At 54.6% G+C, this 17,587-nt stretch carries 17 protein-coding genes; 1 reads left to right on the top strand and 16 read right to left on the bottom strand.

Features of this window, described 5'->3' with window-relative positions; translation table 11 throughout:
* Positions 1 to 274 precede the first annotated feature (274 nt).
* The 13 genes from AAA927_RS05385 to AAA927_RS05325 form a co-directional block, all read right to left on the bottom strand.
* Positions 275 to 907 carry a hypothetical protein gene (locus tag AAA927_RS05385; protein ID WP_338216403.1) on the bottom strand — a complete coding sequence of 211 codons (633 nt, stop codon included), beginning with the start codon at positions 905 to 907 and terminating at the stop codon, positions 275 to 277.
* 106 nt (positions 908 to 1,013) lie between these two features.
* Positions 1,014 to 1,679, bottom strand: coding sequence for a thiamine diphosphokinase (locus tag AAA927_RS05380; protein WP_338216401.1), 666 nt, complete (start codon positions 1,677 to 1,679; stop codon positions 1,014 to 1,016).
* Positions 1,676 to 2,323 carry a ribulose-phosphate 3-epimerase gene (rpe, locus tag AAA927_RS05375; RefSeq protein ID WP_338216400.1) on the bottom strand — a complete coding sequence of 216 codons (648 nt, stop codon included), beginning with the start codon at positions 2,321 to 2,323 and terminating at the stop codon, positions 1,676 to 1,678. Before rpe ends, AAA927_RS05380 begins: the two co-directional genes overlap by 4 nt.
* Before the next feature lie 21 nt (positions 2,324 to 2,344).
* Positions 2,345 to 3,259, bottom strand: coding sequence for a ribosome small subunit-dependent GTPase A (gene rsgA, locus AAA927_RS05370; RefSeq protein ID WP_338216399.1), 915 nt, complete (start codon positions 3,257 to 3,259; stop codon positions 2,345 to 2,347).
* Positions 3,252 to 5,249, bottom strand: a complete 1,998-nt coding sequence (pknB, locus tag AAA927_RS05365; protein WP_338216398.1) for a Stk1 family PASTA domain-containing Ser/Thr kinase — start codon at positions 5,247 to 5,249, stop codon at positions 3,252 to 3,254. The genes rsgA and pknB overlap by 8 nt, the downstream gene beginning before the upstream one ends.
* Entirely contained in the window at positions 5,246 to 5,989 is a 744-nt protein-coding gene (locus tag AAA927_RS05360) for a Stp1/IreP family PP2C-type Ser/Thr phosphatase (RefSeq protein ID WP_338216396.1), read from the bottom strand. Before AAA927_RS05360 ends, pknB begins: the two co-directional genes overlap by 4 nt.
* A gap of 9 nt (positions 5,990 to 5,998) precedes the next feature.
* On the bottom strand, positions 5,999 to 7,336 hold the full coding sequence (gene rsmB, locus AAA927_RS05355) for a 16S rRNA (cytosine(967)-C(5))-methyltransferase RsmB (RefSeq protein WP_338216394.1): 1,338 nt from the start codon (positions 7,334 to 7,336) through the stop codon (positions 5,999 to 6,001).
* Positions 7,320 to 8,267 carry a methionyl-tRNA formyltransferase gene (gene fmt / locus AAA927_RS05350; RefSeq protein ID WP_338216392.1) on the bottom strand — a complete coding sequence of 316 codons (948 nt, stop codon included), beginning with the start codon at positions 8,265 to 8,267 and terminating at the stop codon, positions 7,320 to 7,322. The genes rsmB and fmt overlap by 17 nt, the downstream gene beginning before the upstream one ends.
* Positions 8,268 to 8,287: 20 nt before the next feature.
* Positions 8,288 to 10,708 (bottom strand): primosomal protein N', encoded by a 2,421-nt coding sequence (gene priA / locus AAA927_RS05345; RefSeq protein ID WP_338216391.1) that lies wholly within the window; start codon positions 10,706 to 10,708, stop codon positions 8,288 to 8,290.
* The gene (gene coaBC, locus AAA927_RS05340; protein ID WP_338216389.1) at positions 10,705 to 11,886 is read right to left on the bottom strand and encodes a bifunctional phosphopantothenoylcysteine decarboxylase/phosphopantothenate--cysteine ligase CoaBC; all 1,182 of its coding nucleotides are present in this window, start codon (positions 11,884 to 11,886) and stop codon (positions 10,705 to 10,707) included. The genes priA and coaBC overlap by 4 nt, the downstream gene beginning before the upstream one ends.
* Before the next feature lie 550 nt (positions 11,887 to 12,436).
* The gene (gene rpoZ / locus AAA927_RS05335) at positions 12,437 to 12,679 is read right to left on the bottom strand and encodes a DNA-directed RNA polymerase subunit omega (protein WP_338216387.1); all 243 of its coding nucleotides are present in this window, start codon (positions 12,677 to 12,679) and stop codon (positions 12,437 to 12,439) included.
* Between the two features lie 33 nt (positions 12,680 to 12,712).
* Entirely contained in the window at positions 12,713 to 13,321 is a 609-nt protein-coding gene (gene gmk / locus AAA927_RS05330) for a guanylate kinase (RefSeq protein ID WP_125579586.1), read from the bottom strand.
* A gap of 58 nt (positions 13,322 to 13,379) precedes the next feature.
* Positions 13,380 to 14,069, bottom strand: a complete 690-nt coding sequence (locus tag AAA927_RS05325; protein ID WP_338216384.1) for a patatin-like phospholipase family protein — start codon at positions 14,067 to 14,069, stop codon at positions 13,380 to 13,382.
* Between the two features lie 98 nt (positions 14,070 to 14,167).
* On the opposite strand from AAA927_RS05325, the gene AAA927_RS05320 reads away from it, so the two are divergent.
* Positions 14,168 to 14,467 carry a hypothetical protein gene (locus AAA927_RS05320; RefSeq protein WP_125579584.1) on the top strand — a complete coding sequence of 100 codons (300 nt, stop codon included), beginning with the start codon at positions 14,168 to 14,170 and terminating at the stop codon, positions 14,465 to 14,467.
* Between the two features lie 78 nt (positions 14,468 to 14,545).
* Here the strand turns inward: AAA927_RS05320 and recN are convergent, their stop codons facing one another.
* The 3 genes from recN to AAA927_RS05305 form a co-directional block, all read right to left on the bottom strand.
* Positions 14,546 to 16,234, bottom strand: a complete 1,689-nt coding sequence (gene recN, locus AAA927_RS05315) for a DNA repair protein RecN (protein ID WP_338216380.1) — start codon at positions 16,232 to 16,234, stop codon at positions 14,546 to 14,548.
* Between the two features lie 3 nt (positions 16,235 to 16,237).
* The gene (gene argR, locus AAA927_RS05310; RefSeq protein WP_338216378.1) at positions 16,238 to 16,690 is read right to left on the bottom strand and encodes an arginine repressor; all 453 of its coding nucleotides are present in this window, start codon (positions 16,688 to 16,690) and stop codon (positions 16,238 to 16,240) included.
* A 72-nt stretch (positions 16,691 to 16,762) separates the two neighbouring features.
* Entirely contained in the window at positions 16,763 to 17,584 is an 822-nt protein-coding gene (locus tag AAA927_RS05305; protein ID WP_338216376.1) for a TlyA family RNA methyltransferase, read from the bottom strand.
* Positions 17,585 to 17,587: the final 3 nt, after the last annotated feature.

The following is a 17,587-nucleotide window of genomic DNA, read 5'->3' as shown; positions in this document are numbered from 1 at the left end:
CGATACCATCACGTTCATAGCGTGCAAGCCATGAAGTGAACGGGGTTTTGCCAATTCGATGTTGTCGTGCAAAGGTGGCTCTGGCCAGATTGGACCGCCAGAATTCTTCTAACAACGCAAGTTTCTCAGTTGCCGAGTACTTGGCTCTAGGCATACAAAAATCCCTCCATGATTATCAGATGAATTATGATATTTCATCTGACAACCACAAAGGGATTATCGCACATTGAGACTAGGCGCGGTGCCTGCTTTGCGTTCTAAAGGATTTTTGCCATTATTTCACAACATCAAACATACCACTGGGATAAACCCAATACACATGGGTCAGTTTCAGCTGATGCTGACCCACCGGCACATAACCGCCAATTTCAGTGACCTTCACGCCGGCATTGCCGGTTTGCTCACTGCGGTATCGATAGACGCGGTTAGGCTCTTTAGCGTCAGGGTTGGTCTGGTAATATTTCTCGACCACTTGCAGAGCTTGAAAATGCGCCGAACTCAAGGATTCAGATTCATCTGAGATGACGTTCGCATCACTACTCTGACTGGAGGCATTACTTGATGAGGCGCTTTTGGCCTTTGCCTTAGTTTTAGCCTTAGCATGCTTAGTGCTGGTTGAAGCCTCCGCCTTCGACTGCTGGCTTGTTTGCACCGCCGCCGTTTTTGTGGTCAATACACCGGTGCGATCGACGATAATTAGCCCCACCAGCGCCAGCACCAAGGCAATCAGCAGCCAGCGTGTCCCTTTGATCAGACTGTCTAAGCGTAAGCGGGCATGCCGGCTATCTGGCATTTTGGCAAAATGGACATAGCGTAGATAATAAATCACCAAAAAAAGGACGATTAAGGCCCCTAAGGTTAATTCTCGATATAATGGCACGGAAAAAAAGTTGCTCAATAATTTCATGTTGACCTCCACCCATCCCCAAACAGAATTATTATATGGACAAAGCTAGATAGGCGCAAGCGCCCACAAGAAAACCGCCATTTTCGAGATGAAAATGGCGGTTTCCTTAATTATTTTGTTTTTGGCCCAACCGATCACGGCTGTAGATAACGGCAACCATCCCTGACTGCCACTGAATGGTCACTGGTGTTTGGCCCATGAACTCATTCGACGCCCAGGAAAATGGCGTCTGGCTCGACCAATCCTGAAGGGGATACTTAGCGCCTTGGATAGTCAGCAAGCTAATCGCAGTCAGCGGCACAATGCCGAGATACGGGTAAGCTGACTGAGGCTTCAGGGTATGCCGACCGGGCCGATAAAAGCGCACCTGATTTTGCGCATCCACCAGTTCAATCTGTTCAGCAAAGGCCTGAAAGCGTGGCTGCGTCGGCAGAAACAGATTCGACAACAAGTGATCCAACCGCCCGCCGGTAGCTCCCACCAGGCGCACCTGGTCAGCACCAGCCGTGAAGGCAAAACGGACGGCCATTTCCGTATCGGTTTCATCTTTTTCAGCTGGCGCCTGATGCAACGTTTTCACTTGCGCTTTCACTTGGGCAAATTCCTCAGGCGTCAGTGAATCAAAATCCCCCACCGCAAACGCCGGCGTCAGCGCTGCCGCGAGTAGCCGCAAGGTCCCGCGATCGACCCCCACCCACTGGCCGTCAAATTGTTGCCAATTCACCGGCAAGGCCGCGGCGGGACCGCCAACCATCAGATTATAGGTGGTCATTTAGCCTGCCTCAGCTTGGTCATCTGCGCTTCTGGTTCGCCTTGGGTAAAGACAAAGGAACCTGCCACAAAAATATCCGCACCGGCAGCTTTGACGCTACTGATGGTCTGGTCGTTGATACCGCCATCGACCTCAATGGCAAAATGCCAGTCATGCGCTTGGCGCATGGCGGCTAGCCGCGCGACTTTATCCGCCATCGCCGGCAGAAACGCCTGGCCACCAAAGCCAGGGTTAACTGTCATGACCAGGACCTGATCCACAATCGGCAGCACTTCTTCAATCACCGTCAAGCTGGTGCCAGGGTTGACCACGACGCCGGCTTGCACGCCAAGTTTTTGTGCAAGCTGCACGGCATGATACAAGTTCTGCGTGGCTTCGGCGTGAATCAAAAGGGTGTCAGCGCCGGCTTTAGCAAAAGCTGGCAGCCATGTTTCGGGATCAGAAACCATCAAGTGCACATCCAGTGGTAACGACGTCACTGGCCGAATCGCAGCGACCATGCTGGGGCCGAAGGTGAGATTTGGCACGAAATGCCCGTCCATCACATCAACATGCAGCAAATCCGCACCGGCTGCCTGAACCGTTTCAATATCACGAGCGAGATGCGCAAAATCCGCACTTAAAATCGAAGGTGCAATCTTCATCAACTTTTCCTCCTCGAAGCCTTACTGTTTGGTATAAACCGGCCGCTGCCCTGACAATTCCTCGCGAAATTGCAGGTAATTGTCATAGCGACTCGGCATAATCGTGCCAGCGGCCACCGCAGCTTTAACCGCGCAGCCCGGTTCTTTGACATGCTGACAAGAGCGGAACTTACACTGATCAGCCACCGCGTTAAACTCCGGAAACCGCTCGCGCAACTCATCCAGCGTCACATCCAGCAAACCCAGCGAAGAAAAGCCCGGTGTGTCGGCAACCAAGCCGCCATCCGCCATAAATAACTCAGTGGTGCGCGTCGTATGCTTTCCCCGATTCAAGGCTTTGCTAATTTCGCCGGTGGCTAGTTCCAAACCCGGCACCAGATGATTAATTAAGGTCGATTTGCCGGCGCCAGTTTGGCCGGTAAATATCGTCAACTGATTTTTGAACGAGGCCCGCACTGCGTCTAGGGTCGCCGCTGCAAACGGCGGTTGGCTCAAAAAAGTGCGATAGCCAATCGCCTCATAGCCGCGCAAGGCGGTTTGAATGGCAGCCAGCTGCGCTGCCGAGACCAAATCGGTTTTAGTCACATAGATTTCGGCATGGATTTGTTTGCCTTCCAGATAAATCAAGAAGCGATCCAGCAAATTCAGGGAGAAATCCGGTTGCGCCGCTGCCACCACCAAAATGGCCTGGTCGATGTTGGCCACTGGCGGGCGCACCAAAGCATTTTTCCGCGGCGCTAGCGCCAGCAAATAGCCTTCGTCATCAGGACCAGCGCCAGGCGTGAAGGTGGCAAAATCACCCACTAATGGGGTGATTTTTTCTTTGCGTAAGTTGCCGCGGCCGCGGGTGCGATAAATGGTGCCTGCGACATCAAGATCATAAAAGCCGCTTAGCTGCCGAATAATTCGGCCTTCCAGTTGCTCAGAATCAGCCACCAATATTATCCTCCGATTGCACGACTTGTCCGTTGTTCATCACGCGATAGGCGCCGGTATCACCATTGTTGAGGGTGAAAGTCAGCGGCACTGTCGTATCACTGCTGATGGTCAAGGTCTTGAACACGTCATTAAGGGAGTGTTCGCTGTCCTGCAAATAAATGGTAATTTGATTCGAGGCGCTGTCACCTGATGCGCTGTTGCCGCTAGGTGCCTGATACCTAATGGTGAGCGTACGCGTAACCTGTTGCGTCTTAGATGACTCCGAACTCGAACTGCTTTCACTGCTCTTAGCGGGGTCTGGACCTTTCGATACGACCACGCTCACAGTATCACCTTTTGATAACACGGTTTCATAGCCGGGATCTTGGCTAATAATGTTGCCGGACGCCACTGAATCACTGTATTCACGACTGACGTTTGGCGTCATGCCATGTAGCGAAACCCAGCTGTTAAAGCTCGATTCGGGTTGACCAAGGAAGTTTGGCATTTTGACTTTAGCGGTGCCGCTGGAAACCGTGAGCGTGATGGCGGTACCCTTAGCCACCACTTTTTTGCCACTTTCGATGGACTGATCCATGATTTCCCCTGCAGGAACGGTCTCACTACTCTTGCGATGCCGGGTGACGTCAAATCCTGCCTTATCCAACTCTTTTTTCACCGTTGAATATTTCTTGCCAGTATAGTCCTTGATCGTATACTTTTTCTTACCCGTACTCAGAACAATCGCCACTTTGCGTCCAGACTTCAAGTTGGCCCCAGAGGCGGGGTTGGAGCGAATGACCTTGTTCTTCGCCACGGTATTCGAGCTGGCTTTGGTGACGTCACCTAATTCGAGATTGGCCGCTTCCAGCGCCGATTCGGCTTGAGTTTGCGACATGCCCGTTAGATCAGGCACCGTGGCATCACCCTTGCCGCCGCTGAAGGCCAAAATTAGCATGGTGATCAGCCCCACCAGCAGCACGCCGAGGACAATCGCCGGCCACCATTTCTTCCAGCCGCCTTTACGCTTTTGTTTGGCCTTGGTGGCCTTCGGGTCGGTTTGCGGCGCTTGGGCTTCGGACCGGGAGGCAACTGGCGTGGCAGCTTGTGAGGACACCACCGGAACCACTTTGGTTTCATCCAAATCGTTGCTGTCCGGCACAAACTTGGCCTCATGTGCCCGCGCCGAAGACAAGGATGTCTTCAAATCTGCCGCCATGGCAGAGGCGCTGGTGTAGCGGTTAGCTGGGTCCTTGGTGGTGGCTTTCAAGACCACGTTTTCCAAGGCTTGGGGAATGCGCGGATCAAAATCGCGCACTGAAGGCATTTCTTCTTGGAAGTGCTTGAGCGCAATCGACACCGCCGAATCGCCTTCAAATGGCACCGTGCCAGTGAGCATCTCAAATAAAATGATGCCCAAGGCGTAAATATCGCTTTGCTTGGTCGGCATACTGCCGCGCGCTTGCTCTGGCGACAAATAGTGCACCGACCCCAAGAGCGAGTTGGTTTGGGTCATGGAATTGTCTGACAGCGCCACGGCAATGCCAAAGTCAGTGATTTTGGCGTTGCCGTTTTCATCGATCATGATATTTTGCGGCTTCAAATCGCGGTGTATGATGTTGTGATCATGCGCCACCTGAATCCCCGCCAAAATCTGCTCCATGATGTCAACCACGCGCTGGTAAGGAATCGGAAAATGCTCAACGATGTACTTCTTCAGATCCGACCCACGCACGTATTCCATGACTAAGTATTGCTGGTCGTTACTTTCCCCAACATCGTAAATCGACACGATATTCGGGTGCACCAGCTCAGTGGTCGCCATTGCCTCACGCTGAAATCGGCGCTTGGTATCGGGATCATTTTGTAAGTCCAGCCGTAGCACTTTGACGGCTACGTCGCGGTCCAAAATCAGGTCATGGGCCAAATAAACATTGGCCATGCCGCCTTCACCCAAGGTCTTGAGCAGCTTGTAGCGCTCGCTAAGAATGTATCCTGGTTCGATCATGGCTGCTCCCTCCAATCTTGGTGAATGATCAAGGCCGAAATGTTATCCGGACCACCAGCGGCATTGGCCATGGCGATCAATTGCTCCGCTTTTTCGCCGATCGGCGTGGGACTGGCAATCACTTTGGCGATTTCCTCATCGCTGACCTGGTTGGTCAAGCCATCCGAACAAAGCAATAAGTAATCGTCGTATTCCATATCGTAAATCGTCACATCGGCATCGACGTCTTCCGAGACGCCTAAGCTGCGCGTGATGACATTGCGCTGCGGGAAGCGCTGGGCTTCTTCCGGTGTGAGCTCCCCGGTTTTCACCAGCTCGTTCACTAGACTGTGATCCTCAGTGATTTGGAGCAAATGGCCGCCGCGGTAGAGATAAGCCCGCGAGTCACCAATGTTCGCCACCACAAAGCGGCTACCAGAGATGATGACGGCGACCAAGGTGGTGCCCATCCCCATCAGATCCGCATAGCGTTTGGCTTTTTCCAAAATCACATCGTTTTCTTGCTGCAACTCAAAAATCAGCCACCGCACGATGGTTTCCACATCGGTGGTGCTGGTACTTTCGAAGGCATAACCCAGGTGCGATACCGCCATTTCACTGGCCACATCGCCGCCTTGGTGGCCGCCCATGCCGTCTGCCACGATGGCTAAAGTCGAGCCGGCTAAGTTGGCAAACAGCCCCACGTAATCTTGATTGTTCGGCCGTTTGCGGCCGATATCGGTTCGGTAGGTGTATTCCATGCATTACTCCTAATTCCGCACAAGGCTAGCAATAAAGAACCCGTCCGTGCCATAGTCATCGGGAAACAGTTGCAAGGCCGGTGCGCCATGCGCCTTCACTGGCGTTAGCGTCGGCACCGCCACTGCCGAAAATTCGGGGTGCGCACTTAAAAACCGTGCGACCACCGCCTGATTTTCCTCTTCCACCATGGTACACGTACTATAGGTCAAGCGTCCATTAGGTTTTACTAAAGATGCCACTGCGTCAAGGATTTCGAACTGAATTTCAGGCAATTTAGCAATGGATTCTGGATCTTTATCATAACGAATTTCGGGCTTACGGCGAATCAGCCCCAGCCCCGAGCAAGGGGCGTCGACCAGCACCTTGTCAAAACTACCAGGCGCAAAGGTATCGGCGGCTTCGCGGGCATCCATCGCCATCGCGGTCACCCGATCCGCCAGACCAAGTCGTTTGGCATTGGCCGTGATCAACTGCACCTTATGCGGATGCAAATCCAGCGCCGTCACCTGACCACCTTGGGCCGTATCCAGATATTGCGCGATGTGGGTGGTTTTCCCCCCGGGCGCGGCACACGCATCGAGCACCTGGTCGCCAGGTTGAACGTCGAGGCTTGGCGCCACCAGCATCGAACTTTCATCCTGAATGGTGAACTCGCCAGCGGCAAATTCCGGGAGCCCCGCCAGGTGGCCACCTGGCGCCACTAGCCCGACTGGCGTTAGCGCACTCACTGCCACGTCAGGCAAAGTCTGTTTCAACTCAGCCAGTAATTGGTCTGGGGTGGTTTTGGTGGTATTGACGCGCAGCGAGGCTGCAGCCGGTCGGTCGACCGTCGCGAAAATGGCTTCTGCCTTCGCGGGCCCAACCTGTTCAATCATCTTCTTGACCAACCATTCCGGAATGCTGTACATGATGGACATCCGGTAAGCAGCCGGCTGCAGCTTGCTTAAATCTGGGCGCTGACTGCGTTGCAAATTACGCAGCACCGCCGTGACAAACTTCCCAATCCCAACATTGCCCATGCGCTTAGCAATCGCGGTGGATTCATAGAAAATCGCGTGCAGTGGAATTTTATCCAAGTACACCATTTGGTAGACCGCGGTTTGCAGCAGCGCATGCACCCAAGGATCTAACTTGCGGTCTTTGACGAAGGGCTTGAGATAATAATCCAGGGTCAACGCATGCTGAATCACGCCGTACACCAGATTAGTCACCAACGCGGTATCGCGCGGGCTTAGGTCGTGCTGGCGCAGCGTGGCATCTAAGGTTAAGTTGGCATAACTGCCTTGCGCCGCCACTTTCGCCAAAATGGTGACCGCTAAGGTTCTCGGATCAGTCGGTTTCGCCAATGATCAAGTCTCCTTCTTTAATGGTGCGCCCTGCCCCGTTCAAAAACGCAGCAATCGGCTGCTGGGCTTTGCCGGCTGGTTGGATGGTTTGGATGCTAAACATTGTGCCCTGACCAGCGGCGACCACCAGTTGCTTTTTCGTGCGTTGAACCACCGTGCCTGGTGCCAGCGTGGTGGCCTCAGTCAGCGGTGTCACGGCCCATAATTTGACCCGTTCCCCGTTCAAGACAACATAGCCGCCCACCTCTGGCCGCAGGGCGCGAACCCAGTTATCGAGCTGCTCCGCAGTGAGGCTGATATCAAGGTGTTCTTCTTCTTTTTTGATGGTGGGTGAGAAGGTCACTTGGCTTTCCTCTTGCGGGGTTGGCTGGGCGCCAGCGATAATCGCCGGCAAGGTCTTCATCAAGAGATCGCGACCCATCAGGCTGAGCTTTTCAAACACCGTCCCACTGTCATCTTGGCGGGTCAGCGGCAGTTTGGCTTGTGCCCACATACCACCAGCATCCATCTTTTTGACCATCTGAATCAAGGTGACGCCAGTTTCGGTATCGCCATTGATTAAGCTGTACTGAATCGGCGCGCCACCACGATACTTCGGCAGCAAGGAGCCATGCACGTTGACAGCCGTGATTTTAGCCACGTTCAAGAATTTCGTCGGCAAAAATTGGCCGTATGCCGCCGTGATAATCAAATCTGGCGCTAGGGCAATGGCCTGGTCTAATTCAGGACTACCACTGAGCTTCTCGGGTTGTAGCACCGGTAAGTGCAACGCCAACGCCGCCTGTTTCACTGGGGATTGGGCGACTTGCTGCTTGCGGCCAACTTTGCGGTCGGGTTGCGTGATGACCGCCAAGACGTCATAACTGGCGGCGACAGCTTGCAAAATCGGCACTGCGAATTGGGGGGTGCCCATAAAAATCACACTGGTCAAAATACCACTCCTTTTGGGTGTTAGATAAACGTTAATGGTTCGCGATCGATGCCCACAAAGTATCCTTTGCGGCTGCTGGTTTGCGTTTCAGTCAAAATCCGGTCCAATTCCGGTCCCAGCTTTGGCTCGTGCTTATATTTAATCACCAGCTGATAGATATAGCGATTTTTCAACCGCGCAATGGCGCCTGGCGTCGGCCCGAGGACAATCGCTTGCGGGCTGAGCGCGTCGGCCAGCTGCTTGGCCAGTTGATAAATCAACTTCGCTGCCGCCTCCTCATTTTGGTGGCTGACCGTGAGCTTGGTGGTGAAGTAATATGGCGGGTAATCACTGCGATGGCGCGTGGCCATCTCCTGGCGGAAAAAGCCCTCATAATCATGATGCTGGGCGTACTGAATCGCATAATGGTCCGGATTGAAAGTCTGGATGAAGACCTCGCCGGCCTTTTCCGCCCGGCCGGCGCGCCCGGCTACTTGCGTCAGCAGATCAAAGGTGCGTTCACTGGCGCGAAAATCAGGCATCCCCAGTCCGGTATCGGCGTTGATCACGCCGACCAGCGTGACATCAGGGAAATCCAGGCCTTTGGCAATCATTTGGGTGCCCAGCAGGATATCGGCTTCATGCGCCCCAAAAGCGGCCAAAATCTTCTCATGGCCGCCTTTACGCCGCGTGGTATCGACATCCATCCGTAGCACGCGCGCCGCTGGCAGCAGTTGATGCAGACTGGCTTCGACTTTTTGCGTGCCAGTGCCGTAATAGCGGATTTTGCGCGAGCCACATTTCGGGCAAACAGTGGGAATCGGTTCCTCATGGCCGCAATAATGACATTTTAGAGTATGGCTATCCATGTGCAAGGTCAAGCTGATATCACAGTTGGGACATTGCACCCGATAGCCGCATTCCCGGCACATCACAAAGGAAGAAAAGCCGCGCCGGTTCAGCAGCAACACGCTTTGTTCGCCGCGCGCTAACCGCGCTTGCAAGGCTTGGAGCAGTGGCTGCGAAAAGTCGTCCTTCCCGCCTTGTTTATAAGCATCCCGCATATCGATGATATGCACCGCAGGGAGCGGCTGATCATTGATGCGCTCTGGCAGCCGCAGCAAGGTATACACCCCTTTTTCGGCGCGTGCGCGGGACTCCAGGCTTGGCGTCGCCGAACCCAGCAGCACCGGGGCACCAAAAGTTTGAGCCCGATGCATCACCACATCCCGAGCGTGATAGCGCGGCGCGTCGTCCTGCTTATAGGAGGTTTCGTGCTCTTCATCGATGATGAACACACCGATATTGGTCATCGGGGCAAACGCCGCCGAACGCGCGCCAACCACCACGCGGGCTTCCCCGCGTTCAAGCCGCCGCCACTCGTCGAACTTTTCCCCTTCTGACAACCCACTGTGTAGCACGGCAACGGCCTCGCCGAACCGGCCTTTGACCCGGTGGACCATTTGCGGCGTCAAGGCAATTTCTGGCACCAGCATCATGGCATTGCGCCCAGCGGCCAGCGCGGCAGCGATGACTTGCAAATAGACTTCGGTTTTCCCTGAACCCGTCACGCCTTCCAGCAAAAATGGCTGAGCGGTGTGGCTTTCAACGGCCGCGACCACCGGTTTCACTACTGCGGCTTGGTCAGCCGTCAAGGGAAGCGGCTGGGTTAACGGCTGCTGATCCAGCTGAGCATAAGGAGCGCGGTAAATTTCGCGGGCGGCTAACGTGAGCCAGCCCTTCTGCACCCCAGCGTTCACCGTGGCGCGCGACAGCGCATAATCTTTCAGCACAGTGGCCAGCGCAGGTTCTGCGCCGGTTTGGGCCCAATGCGCCAGTGCCTCAAGCAAGGCCCGCTGCTGCTTGGCGTTCGCCCGCAGTTCAGCGGCGGCAGCTTGGTAGGAAGCCGGCGTGAGACTAGGCACAATGTAGTTTTGCGTCTTCACCTTGGCTCGGTCGCGACTTTGATACTGGATAGCCAACGCTTGTTTGGCCACCAACCGCAGCACTTGCGCTGACAATTCTGGGTCAAGATGCTGATCCAACACCAGCTCAGGTTGCGCGGCTAGGAGACTTTCAGCCTCGGCGGTAGGCTTTGGCCCAAGCACCACCGTTTTCACCGTGTCCACTTTCAGCATGGTTGGCAGCATGGTTTGAATACAGGTAATCCAAAAGGCATAAGTCGTTTGCGCCAGCCAATGGGACAGCTTGAGCAGCTCACTGTTCATCACTGGCGCATAATCAAGCACCGCCAGCAGCGGCTTGAGGGTACCAGCGTAGTCTGGTTGCGCCTCGGTGGCTACCACCATGCCGCTAACTTCGCGTTTACCTTGGCCGAATTGTACCCACACGCGCATCCCTGGCACCACTTGTCCGCTCAAAGCAGCCGGTATGGCATAGTCATAGGGCTGATCTGTTTGCATCGTCGGCACATCGACAATTACTTTTGCCACAGTGGTCATGCGCGCACCTGGGCAATCTTTTGCCAAATCGTTTGCGCCAAGGCGGTTTTGCTGGCAGTCGGCAGGGGTTCTGGCGCCGCCTTTGGCCATAACAGCGTCACGGTATTGTTGTCAGCGTTAAAGCCTTTCCCAGCACCCACCGAATTAGCAATCAGCAAATCAGCGTGTTTCTTCGTTAATTTGGTTTGGGCATTGGCCAGCAGATCATTGGTTTCCGCCGCAAAACCCACCACGAACTGATGCGTCTTTGCGTTGCCAAGCTGCGCTAAAATATCCGGGTTTTGCACCAAATCAATGGTCAGCCCTGCCGCCCCTTGCTTCTTCAACTTATGATCTGCCATTTCAGCAGGGCGATAGTCAGCCACCGCAGCGGCCATGATCACGATATCAGCGGCCTCATAGCTACTTTGCACGGCGGTGGCCATCTCCTGGGCAGTTTTAACCCGGGTCACCTTGACTTGCGGTAGCACCAACTGCTCTGCAGTGGTGATTAGCTCAACCTGCGCACCAGCCGCCGCGGCAGCATTGGCCAGCGCTGTGCCCATTTTACCTGACGAGTCGTTGGTCAAGTAACGCACGGGATCGATGCGTTCACGGGTCCCGCCAGCGGTGATCACGACGTTTTGGCCGGCCAAATAAGCCTGCTGCGGCGCAAGCGCTGCGAACAAGGCAATCGCGTCCGGTTCCGGCATGCGGCCAACGCCGGCATAGCCTTCCGCTAAAAACCCAGTGGCTGGCGGCAACACTTGCCACCCTGCCGCCTGCAGATGACGAATATTCGCCTGGGTTTGCGCATTCTGCCACATCTGGTCGTTCATTGCCGGCACCAGCAGTTTCTGCCCGGCGAAAGCCAACAGCGTGGTGGTCACCACATTATCCGCCATCCCAAAAGCCAACTTAGCAATGGTATTCGCGGTGGCCGGCACCACAATGGCCTGATCCATCCAGTGCGCCAGCGCGACATGGGCCACATGCTCTGGCGTTGCGAACTCGCCGGCATCCGTTAGCACCGCCGCCTTGCTGACAGTGGCGAGGGTTTGCGGCGTCACAAAATTGGCCGCAGCTGGCGTCATCGCCACGCGCACCTCGTTGCCTTGTTTAATCAGCGCCCGCACCAAAAGCGGGACCTTATAGGCCGCAATCCCGCCGGTCACAAAAACTCCGATGTGTTTCGCCATGCAATCCCCTCCATTTTTGAGTCTATTATACCAAAGAATATCATGCTGCGAAGACTGGCGATTTTTGCCGACAAACTAGCCTAGAGCTGGAATTGACCGCTGGTTTTTGCGGTCGGTTACAGCGCGTAGCTAGTTTCGTCGGCATTGCCAGGCGAAGCGCACCTATCATGCTGCGAAGACCAGCGGTTTTAGCGTGACGAGTAGCCTAGCTTAAGCCATTGCCGGCTGGTCTTGCCGGCGGGGGCTTAAGCGTAGCTAGTCGCTCACGCGTTGCTGGTCTGAGCGCACCTATCATGCTGCGAAGGCTGGCGATTTTTGCCGACAAAACTAGCCTAACGATTCGCAAGGCAACATTTTTGCCCAAAGAAAAAGTGATTGAGACATAATTTGAGATGAAGCTAGGCACACGACTATTCCGGAACAGTACGAGCCAAAATGCAACGTCCTAGCCGTATAAGCCAAACGGCCTGCAAAACCTAAGTTCGGGTTTTACAGGCCGTTTGGCTTATACTCTGGGCTAAAACAGCATTTTGTCTCAGCCTCATTCACTTTAGTCTTTGTGGTCCAGCTTTTCCGCGTCACGTTCCAGCAACTTGGAGTCAGGGTCGATGATGACATCACCATCTGCGACTTCTTCAAGCGCCTGGCCGACTTTTTTCAGCGAGCGGTATTCCGGCAACATTTTGATGCTGCCGCTTTCCAGCTCATGTGCCCGCTTCGCAGCTAAGACTGCCAGTGAGTAGCGGGAAGGAATCTTCGCCAGTAACTTATCGATGGATGGGTAAATAATCATGATGTTTGCTCCTTTTTTCCGTTAACCGTCAGTCTAGTTTACCATATTTCGGTATTTATCGATCACGCGCGGCACCCGCAAGTGCTCACTTTCGATGATGCGTTCAATGCGCTTCACTGCCAGCGGCACTTCGTCGTTGACGACGGCATAGTCATAATTTTCCATCATCTTAATTTCCTGCGCCGCTTGCTGGATGCGCTTGTTGATGGTGGCAATATCATCGGTGCCACGGCCGACCAAGCGGTGCTTCAAGGCGACTAAATCTGGCGGCGTCAAAAAGATGAAGACGCCATCCGGACATTTGGCCCGCACTTGCATGGCGCCTTTGACTTCGATTTCCAGCAGAACATCGCGGCCGGCATCGAGTGTTTGATTCACATACTTAAGCGGAGTGCCGTAGTAGTTGTCGACGTATTTGGCATATTCGAGCATCTGCCCATCCGCAATTTCTTGCTCAAACTGCTCCTTGGTGCGGAAGTAGTAGTCGATACCGTCTTTTTCGCCAGGCCGGGGCTTGCGGGTGGTCATCGAAACTGAGTACTGAAAATCGCGAAAATCGTCTTGGAGCATGGCTTGCCGAACCGTACCCTTACCGACACCGCTAGGACCCGATAAGACGATCAGCATTCCCCGTTCATGCATGCTTTAACCTCTTTCATTTTTGTGTTACCTCACATTATGCCGTTTAGGCCGATGAATTTCAAGCTTGTTCAGCACGCCAAGCTTGAAATTCAGGGCTTTTCAGTAGTTTTTGCCCTGCTTGCCAGCCGCGGGTCAACATCATAGCCCGGCCTTGGCGGCGAAAATCCAAAATGCCGGGCATTTGCGGCGGTATTTTAATGGTGAAATCGGCGATTCGCGTTGACCGGGCGCCAATCCCACCGGCCTCAATTGCAATCACCGTGGTTGCCCCGAGGTCATACGCCAGATCCACCGGTAATTCATCGCACACCGCCCCGTCGACGTAGCGCTGGCCGGCAATGGTGACTGGCGGATAGACCCCAGGGATGGCCGTTGTCGCCAAGAGCCACTGCAACTGCTCTGCTGGTGGTTGGGTGAGCGTCACCACATGAGGCCGCCGGGTGCGCTTAGTGGCGGTCACGGCCAGCACCGGCCAGGTCCGCCGCCGCGGCAAACTGATCAGCTCCTGCAGGACTGGCACAAACGGCAACTCACCCCCTAAGGCAAACATGCGGGTGGGCAATTTAGTCAGCCACCATTGCCCCAGCTGCGGACCAGCCAGTTTCGTGGTTGCTAACGCATTGATGGCCCCAATCGAGGTTCCCAACATAAACCGCGGCGTTAAACCGGTCTGGGCCAAGGCTGCATAGGCTCCGGCTTGAAACGCGCCGCGCGCACCGCCACCACCAAACACCATGGCTAAAGGCATGGGCCCACCTCCTCAAAATAAATTTCAAAACCGCTTGACTTCTCGAACATTTGTTTGCATAATGAAGTCACAAACAAATGTTCGGGGGGCAAATCAAAATGGAAAATCGCGCTAATGCATTACAAACCGTCACGCATTCACTGATTGAATCAACCAAGCAGTTCTTTGCGCTAGAAGAACCTGCTCAGACGATGCCGGCTAATCAACTGCGCGCGTTCACGGCCCAAGCGTTCGACCGTCACTATCGAGTGGCTTTATTCTTTGAAGGGGAAGCCACCCCGCTGGCTGGTCACCTCACCCGCCAACTGGGCGAGAACCGGTTCTTGTTCCAAGCATATCGCAGTAACTTATATCGTGTCGTCTCATTTGACCAACTGCGCTACATTCAACGGGTCTAAGCACCATCCGCGCGGCTTTGCTTCGGCAAGGCCGCGCTTTTTGATTCGAAAAAAGACTGCCACAGACAGTCTTCATCCTCACTTTTTCGCTGCGGCTGCCAGCCGCAACATTTCTTCCGCGTGTTCAACCGCGAGTTTCGTGACTTCCTCACCCGCCAGCATCCGCGCAATTTCTTGCACCCGGCCGGCGTGGTCGAGCTTTTGCACCTTGGTTTGGGTCCGGCCCGCGGCTACCTGCTTTTGGATCAAGAACTCATGATCACTCATCGCCGCAACTTGCGGCAGATGGCTGATGCACAGCACCTGCGAGCGCTGCGCAATTTGGGAGATCTTCGAGGCGATGGCTTGAGCGACCCGGCCGGAAACGCCAGTGTCGACTTCATCAAAAATAATACTGGTGACGCCGTCGGTTTCGGCAAAAATCGTCTTCAGCGCCAGCATGATGCGGGAGAGTTCCCCGCCACTGGCAATTTTAGCTAGTGGCTTCGCCGCCTCGCCAGGGTTAGTTTGAATGTAAAATTCCACGTTGTCGATGCCATCCGGCCGCAGCGTGCCATCTGCCACCGGGGTGAAGCGCACGGAAAAGACGGTTTTGGCCATGTAAAGCGCAGCGAGCTGCGCATGAATGGCTTTGGTCAGCGCCTTGGCGGCTTGCTGCCGCGTGGCCCGGAGCTTGGCCCCCAGCTTAAGCAGAGCCTCATGTTCTGCCTGGACCCGCTGATCGAGGCCTTCTTCATTCTCATCAGTGGCCGTCATTTGCGCAAGCTCCTTGGCCGCCTTTTCGCCGTAAGCAATCACTGCGGGGAGATCCGCACCATATTTGCGTTCCAGTTGGTTGATCAACTCCAGGCGCTTTTCGACTTCATCGAGGCGGTTGGCATCGAATTCCTGCCCGTCCAGTTCCCGGGATAAGTCGCTTTGCACATCCTGCAAGCCGTAGTAAACCGACTGCACACTGTTGGCCAGCGCCTCGTAGTCCTTGCCATAGGTGGCAATGCCTTGCAGGGCATGCATGATTTCACCGATTTGATCCAGCGGGTTGGCGTCTTCATTGCCAAGCAGTTCATAACTTTCGGTCAGCGCGTCAGAGATCCGCTGATAATTGGCCAAGCGATCACGCTCAGTGCTAAGTTCGTCTTCTTCATTGGGCTTGAGCTGCGCCCCTTGAATTTCTCCTACCTGAAACTGCAGCATATCGAGGCGCTGAGCCCATTCCTGCTCGTTGGCGCGTTTCTTCGCTAAGGCCGCTTGATCTTTTTGATACGCGGTGTACTGCACATGAAAATCGCTCAGCAAATCACCGACGGCGGCTCCTGCGTATTGATCCAGCAACGTGATATGTGTCTCTGGGTGAATCAGCTGCTGATGCTCATTTTGGCCGTGAATATCGACTAGCGTTTCACCCACTGCCCGCAGCGTCGCGGTGTTCACCAACTCACCGTTAATGCGGCACAGGTTGCGGCCACTGGCAAATAACTCGCGCTGGAGCAGCACGGTGCCATCATCTGGCGCCAGGCCATACGTCGCCATCACAGCCGCGGTCCGGGAATTACGGCTCGCATCAAACAAGCCTTGCAACACCGCTTTGGGCGCGCCAGTGCGGATGAAATCCGTGGAGCCGCGGCCGCCAGCCAGCAGACCCACCGCGTCGATGATGATCGACTTGCCGGCGCCAGTTTCCCCGGTCAAGGTGGTCATGCCTTTTTCAAAGCTCAATTCCAGGGATTCAATGATTGCAAAATCATGAATGACTAATTCTTGCAGCATGGTTTATCCCACCATTTCGTCTAAATCCTGATTCACAGTGCTGGCGTCCTGATCGCTACGACAAACAATCAGAATCGCCGCATCCCCGGCAATCGAAGCAAAAATCCGCGGATCATCAAGCTGGTCAATCAGATTGCCGACCGCAGCGGCGGTGCCAGGGGACATCACCAGGTGCACAAAATTATTCATCCGGTCACTGCGGACAAACGATGCCGCCAAGGTGCGCTTGAGTTTATCCCGCGGCGAAAGTTGCTTTTCCGCCGGCAGACTATACCGATAATGACCATTAGCCATGGGCACTTTAATCAATTGCAGCTCCTTAATGTCGCGCGAAATCGTGGCCTGGGTGACATTGGCACCTTCAGCTTTCAGGGCCTTCACAAAATCACTTTGGCGTTCGATTGCCTGACTGGTGACCAAGCGCCGGATGAGCGCATGCCGTTGAGTTTTTTGCATCCTGCCACCTGCTTTCTACTAATAATTATACTACATACTGCATATTCGTGAAAGCTGATGCATAGATATACATTAGTGGCCTGGGCGTAATTCGGCGTAAGCGGCGGCCAGGGTTTGCTCGATGTCCACTGTGCTGGCAGCTTGACCAGCCCCCTCGGTTTGCTGCAAATGAATCAGGAATTCGATGTTGCCTTCCCCGCCTTTGATCGGGCTGAAATCGAGACCGAGCACATTGTAGCCAGCACCGAGCGCAAAGTTAACAATGGTGGTTAAAACGCTGCGATGCACCGCCGGATCACGGACAATGCCTTTTTTGCCGACATGACTCGGGCCCGCCTCAAACTGCGGTTTAATCAAAGCCACGGCATGGCCGCCGGGCTGAATAATGGCATGCAGCGGTGGCAAAATCAGCTTCAGCGAAATAAAGCTCACATCCGTCATGGCAAACTCAACTGGCCCGTCAGTGAAGTCTTCCGGTTTGCTGTAGCGGAAGTTGACCCGCTCCATCACCTTGACCCGCGGATCTTCGCGCAGCTTCCAGGCCAGCTGGTTGTAGCCAACATCCAGCGCATAACTCATCTTGACGCCATGCTGTAGGGCCACATCGGTGAAACCGCCAGTCGAAGCGCCAATATCCAGCACCGTCAGGCCGGTGAGATCCAAATCGAACACATCAAGCGCCTTGGCCAGCTTCAAGCCGCCCCGGCTGACGTAAGGCATGGTTTTACCTTTCACATGCAAGATGGTGTCCCCAGCGATTTTGACCCCGGGTTTATCTTGCCGCTCGTTGTTTTGGTCATACACTTCACCGGCCATCACCGCCCGTTTGGCCTGCTCGCGGGATAGGAACAACCCTTGCTCGACCAATAGCACATCGACTCGTTCTTTTTTCACAGT

The organism is Lacticaseibacillus salsurivasis, from assembly GCF_036246225.1.
In the GTDB taxonomy this organism is placed as follows: Bacteria; Bacillota; Bacilli; order Lactobacillales; family Lactobacillaceae; genus Lacticaseibacillus; species Lacticaseibacillus salsurivasis.
The sequence above is the reverse complement of the archived record's forward strand: the minus strand, read 5'-3'. Positions and strand labels throughout refer to the sequence as shown.

Excerpts from the sequence above, each read along its gene's own strand:
- AAA927_RS05385 (WP_338216403.1), bottom strand. The coding sequence starts at position 907 with ATGAAATTATTGAGCAACTTTTTTTCCGTGCCATTATATCGAGAATTA.
- AAA927_RS05380 (WP_338216401.1), bottom strand. The coding sequence starts at position 1,679 with ATGACCACCTATAATCTGATGGTTGGCGGTCCCGCCGCGGCCTTGCCG.
- rpe (WP_338216400.1), bottom strand. The coding sequence starts at position 2,323 with ATGAAGATTGCACCTTCGATTTTAAGTGCGGATTTTGCGCATCTCGCT.
- pknB (WP_338216398.1), bottom strand. The coding sequence starts at position 5,249 with ATGATCGAACCAGGATACATTCTTAGCGAGCGCTACAAGCTGCTCAAG.
- AAA927_RS05360 (WP_338216396.1), bottom strand. The coding sequence starts at position 5,989 with ATGGAATACACCTACCGAACCGATATCGGCCGCAAACGGCCGAACAAT.
- priA (WP_338216391.1), bottom strand. The coding sequence starts at position 10,708 with ATGACCACTGTGGCAAAAGTAATTGTCGATGTGCCGACGATGCAAACA.
- coaBC (WP_338216389.1), bottom strand. The coding sequence starts at position 11,886 with ATGGCGAAACACATCGGAGTTTTTGTGACCGGCGGGATTGCGGCCTAT.
- rpoZ (WP_338216387.1), bottom strand. The coding sequence starts at position 12,679 with ATGATTATTTACCCATCCATCGATAAGTTACTGGCGAAGATTCCTTCC.
- gmk (WP_125579586.1), bottom strand. The coding sequence starts at position 13,321 with ATGCATGAACGGGGAATGCTGATCGTCTTATCGGGTCCTAGCGGTGTC.
- AAA927_RS05325 (WP_338216384.1), bottom strand. The coding sequence starts at position 14,069 with ATGCCTTTAGCCATGGTGTTTGGTGGTGGCGGTGCGCGCGGCGCGTTT.
- AAA927_RS05320 (WP_125579584.1), top strand. The coding sequence starts at position 14,168 with ATGGAAAATCGCGCTAATGCATTACAAACCGTCACGCATTCACTGATT.
- recN (WP_338216380.1), bottom strand. The coding sequence starts at position 16,234 with ATGCTGCAAGAATTAGTCATTCATGATTTTGCAATCATTGAATCCCTG.
- argR (WP_338216378.1), bottom strand. The coding sequence starts at position 16,690 with ATGCAAAAAACTCAACGGCATGCGCTCATCCGGCGCTTGGTCACCAGT.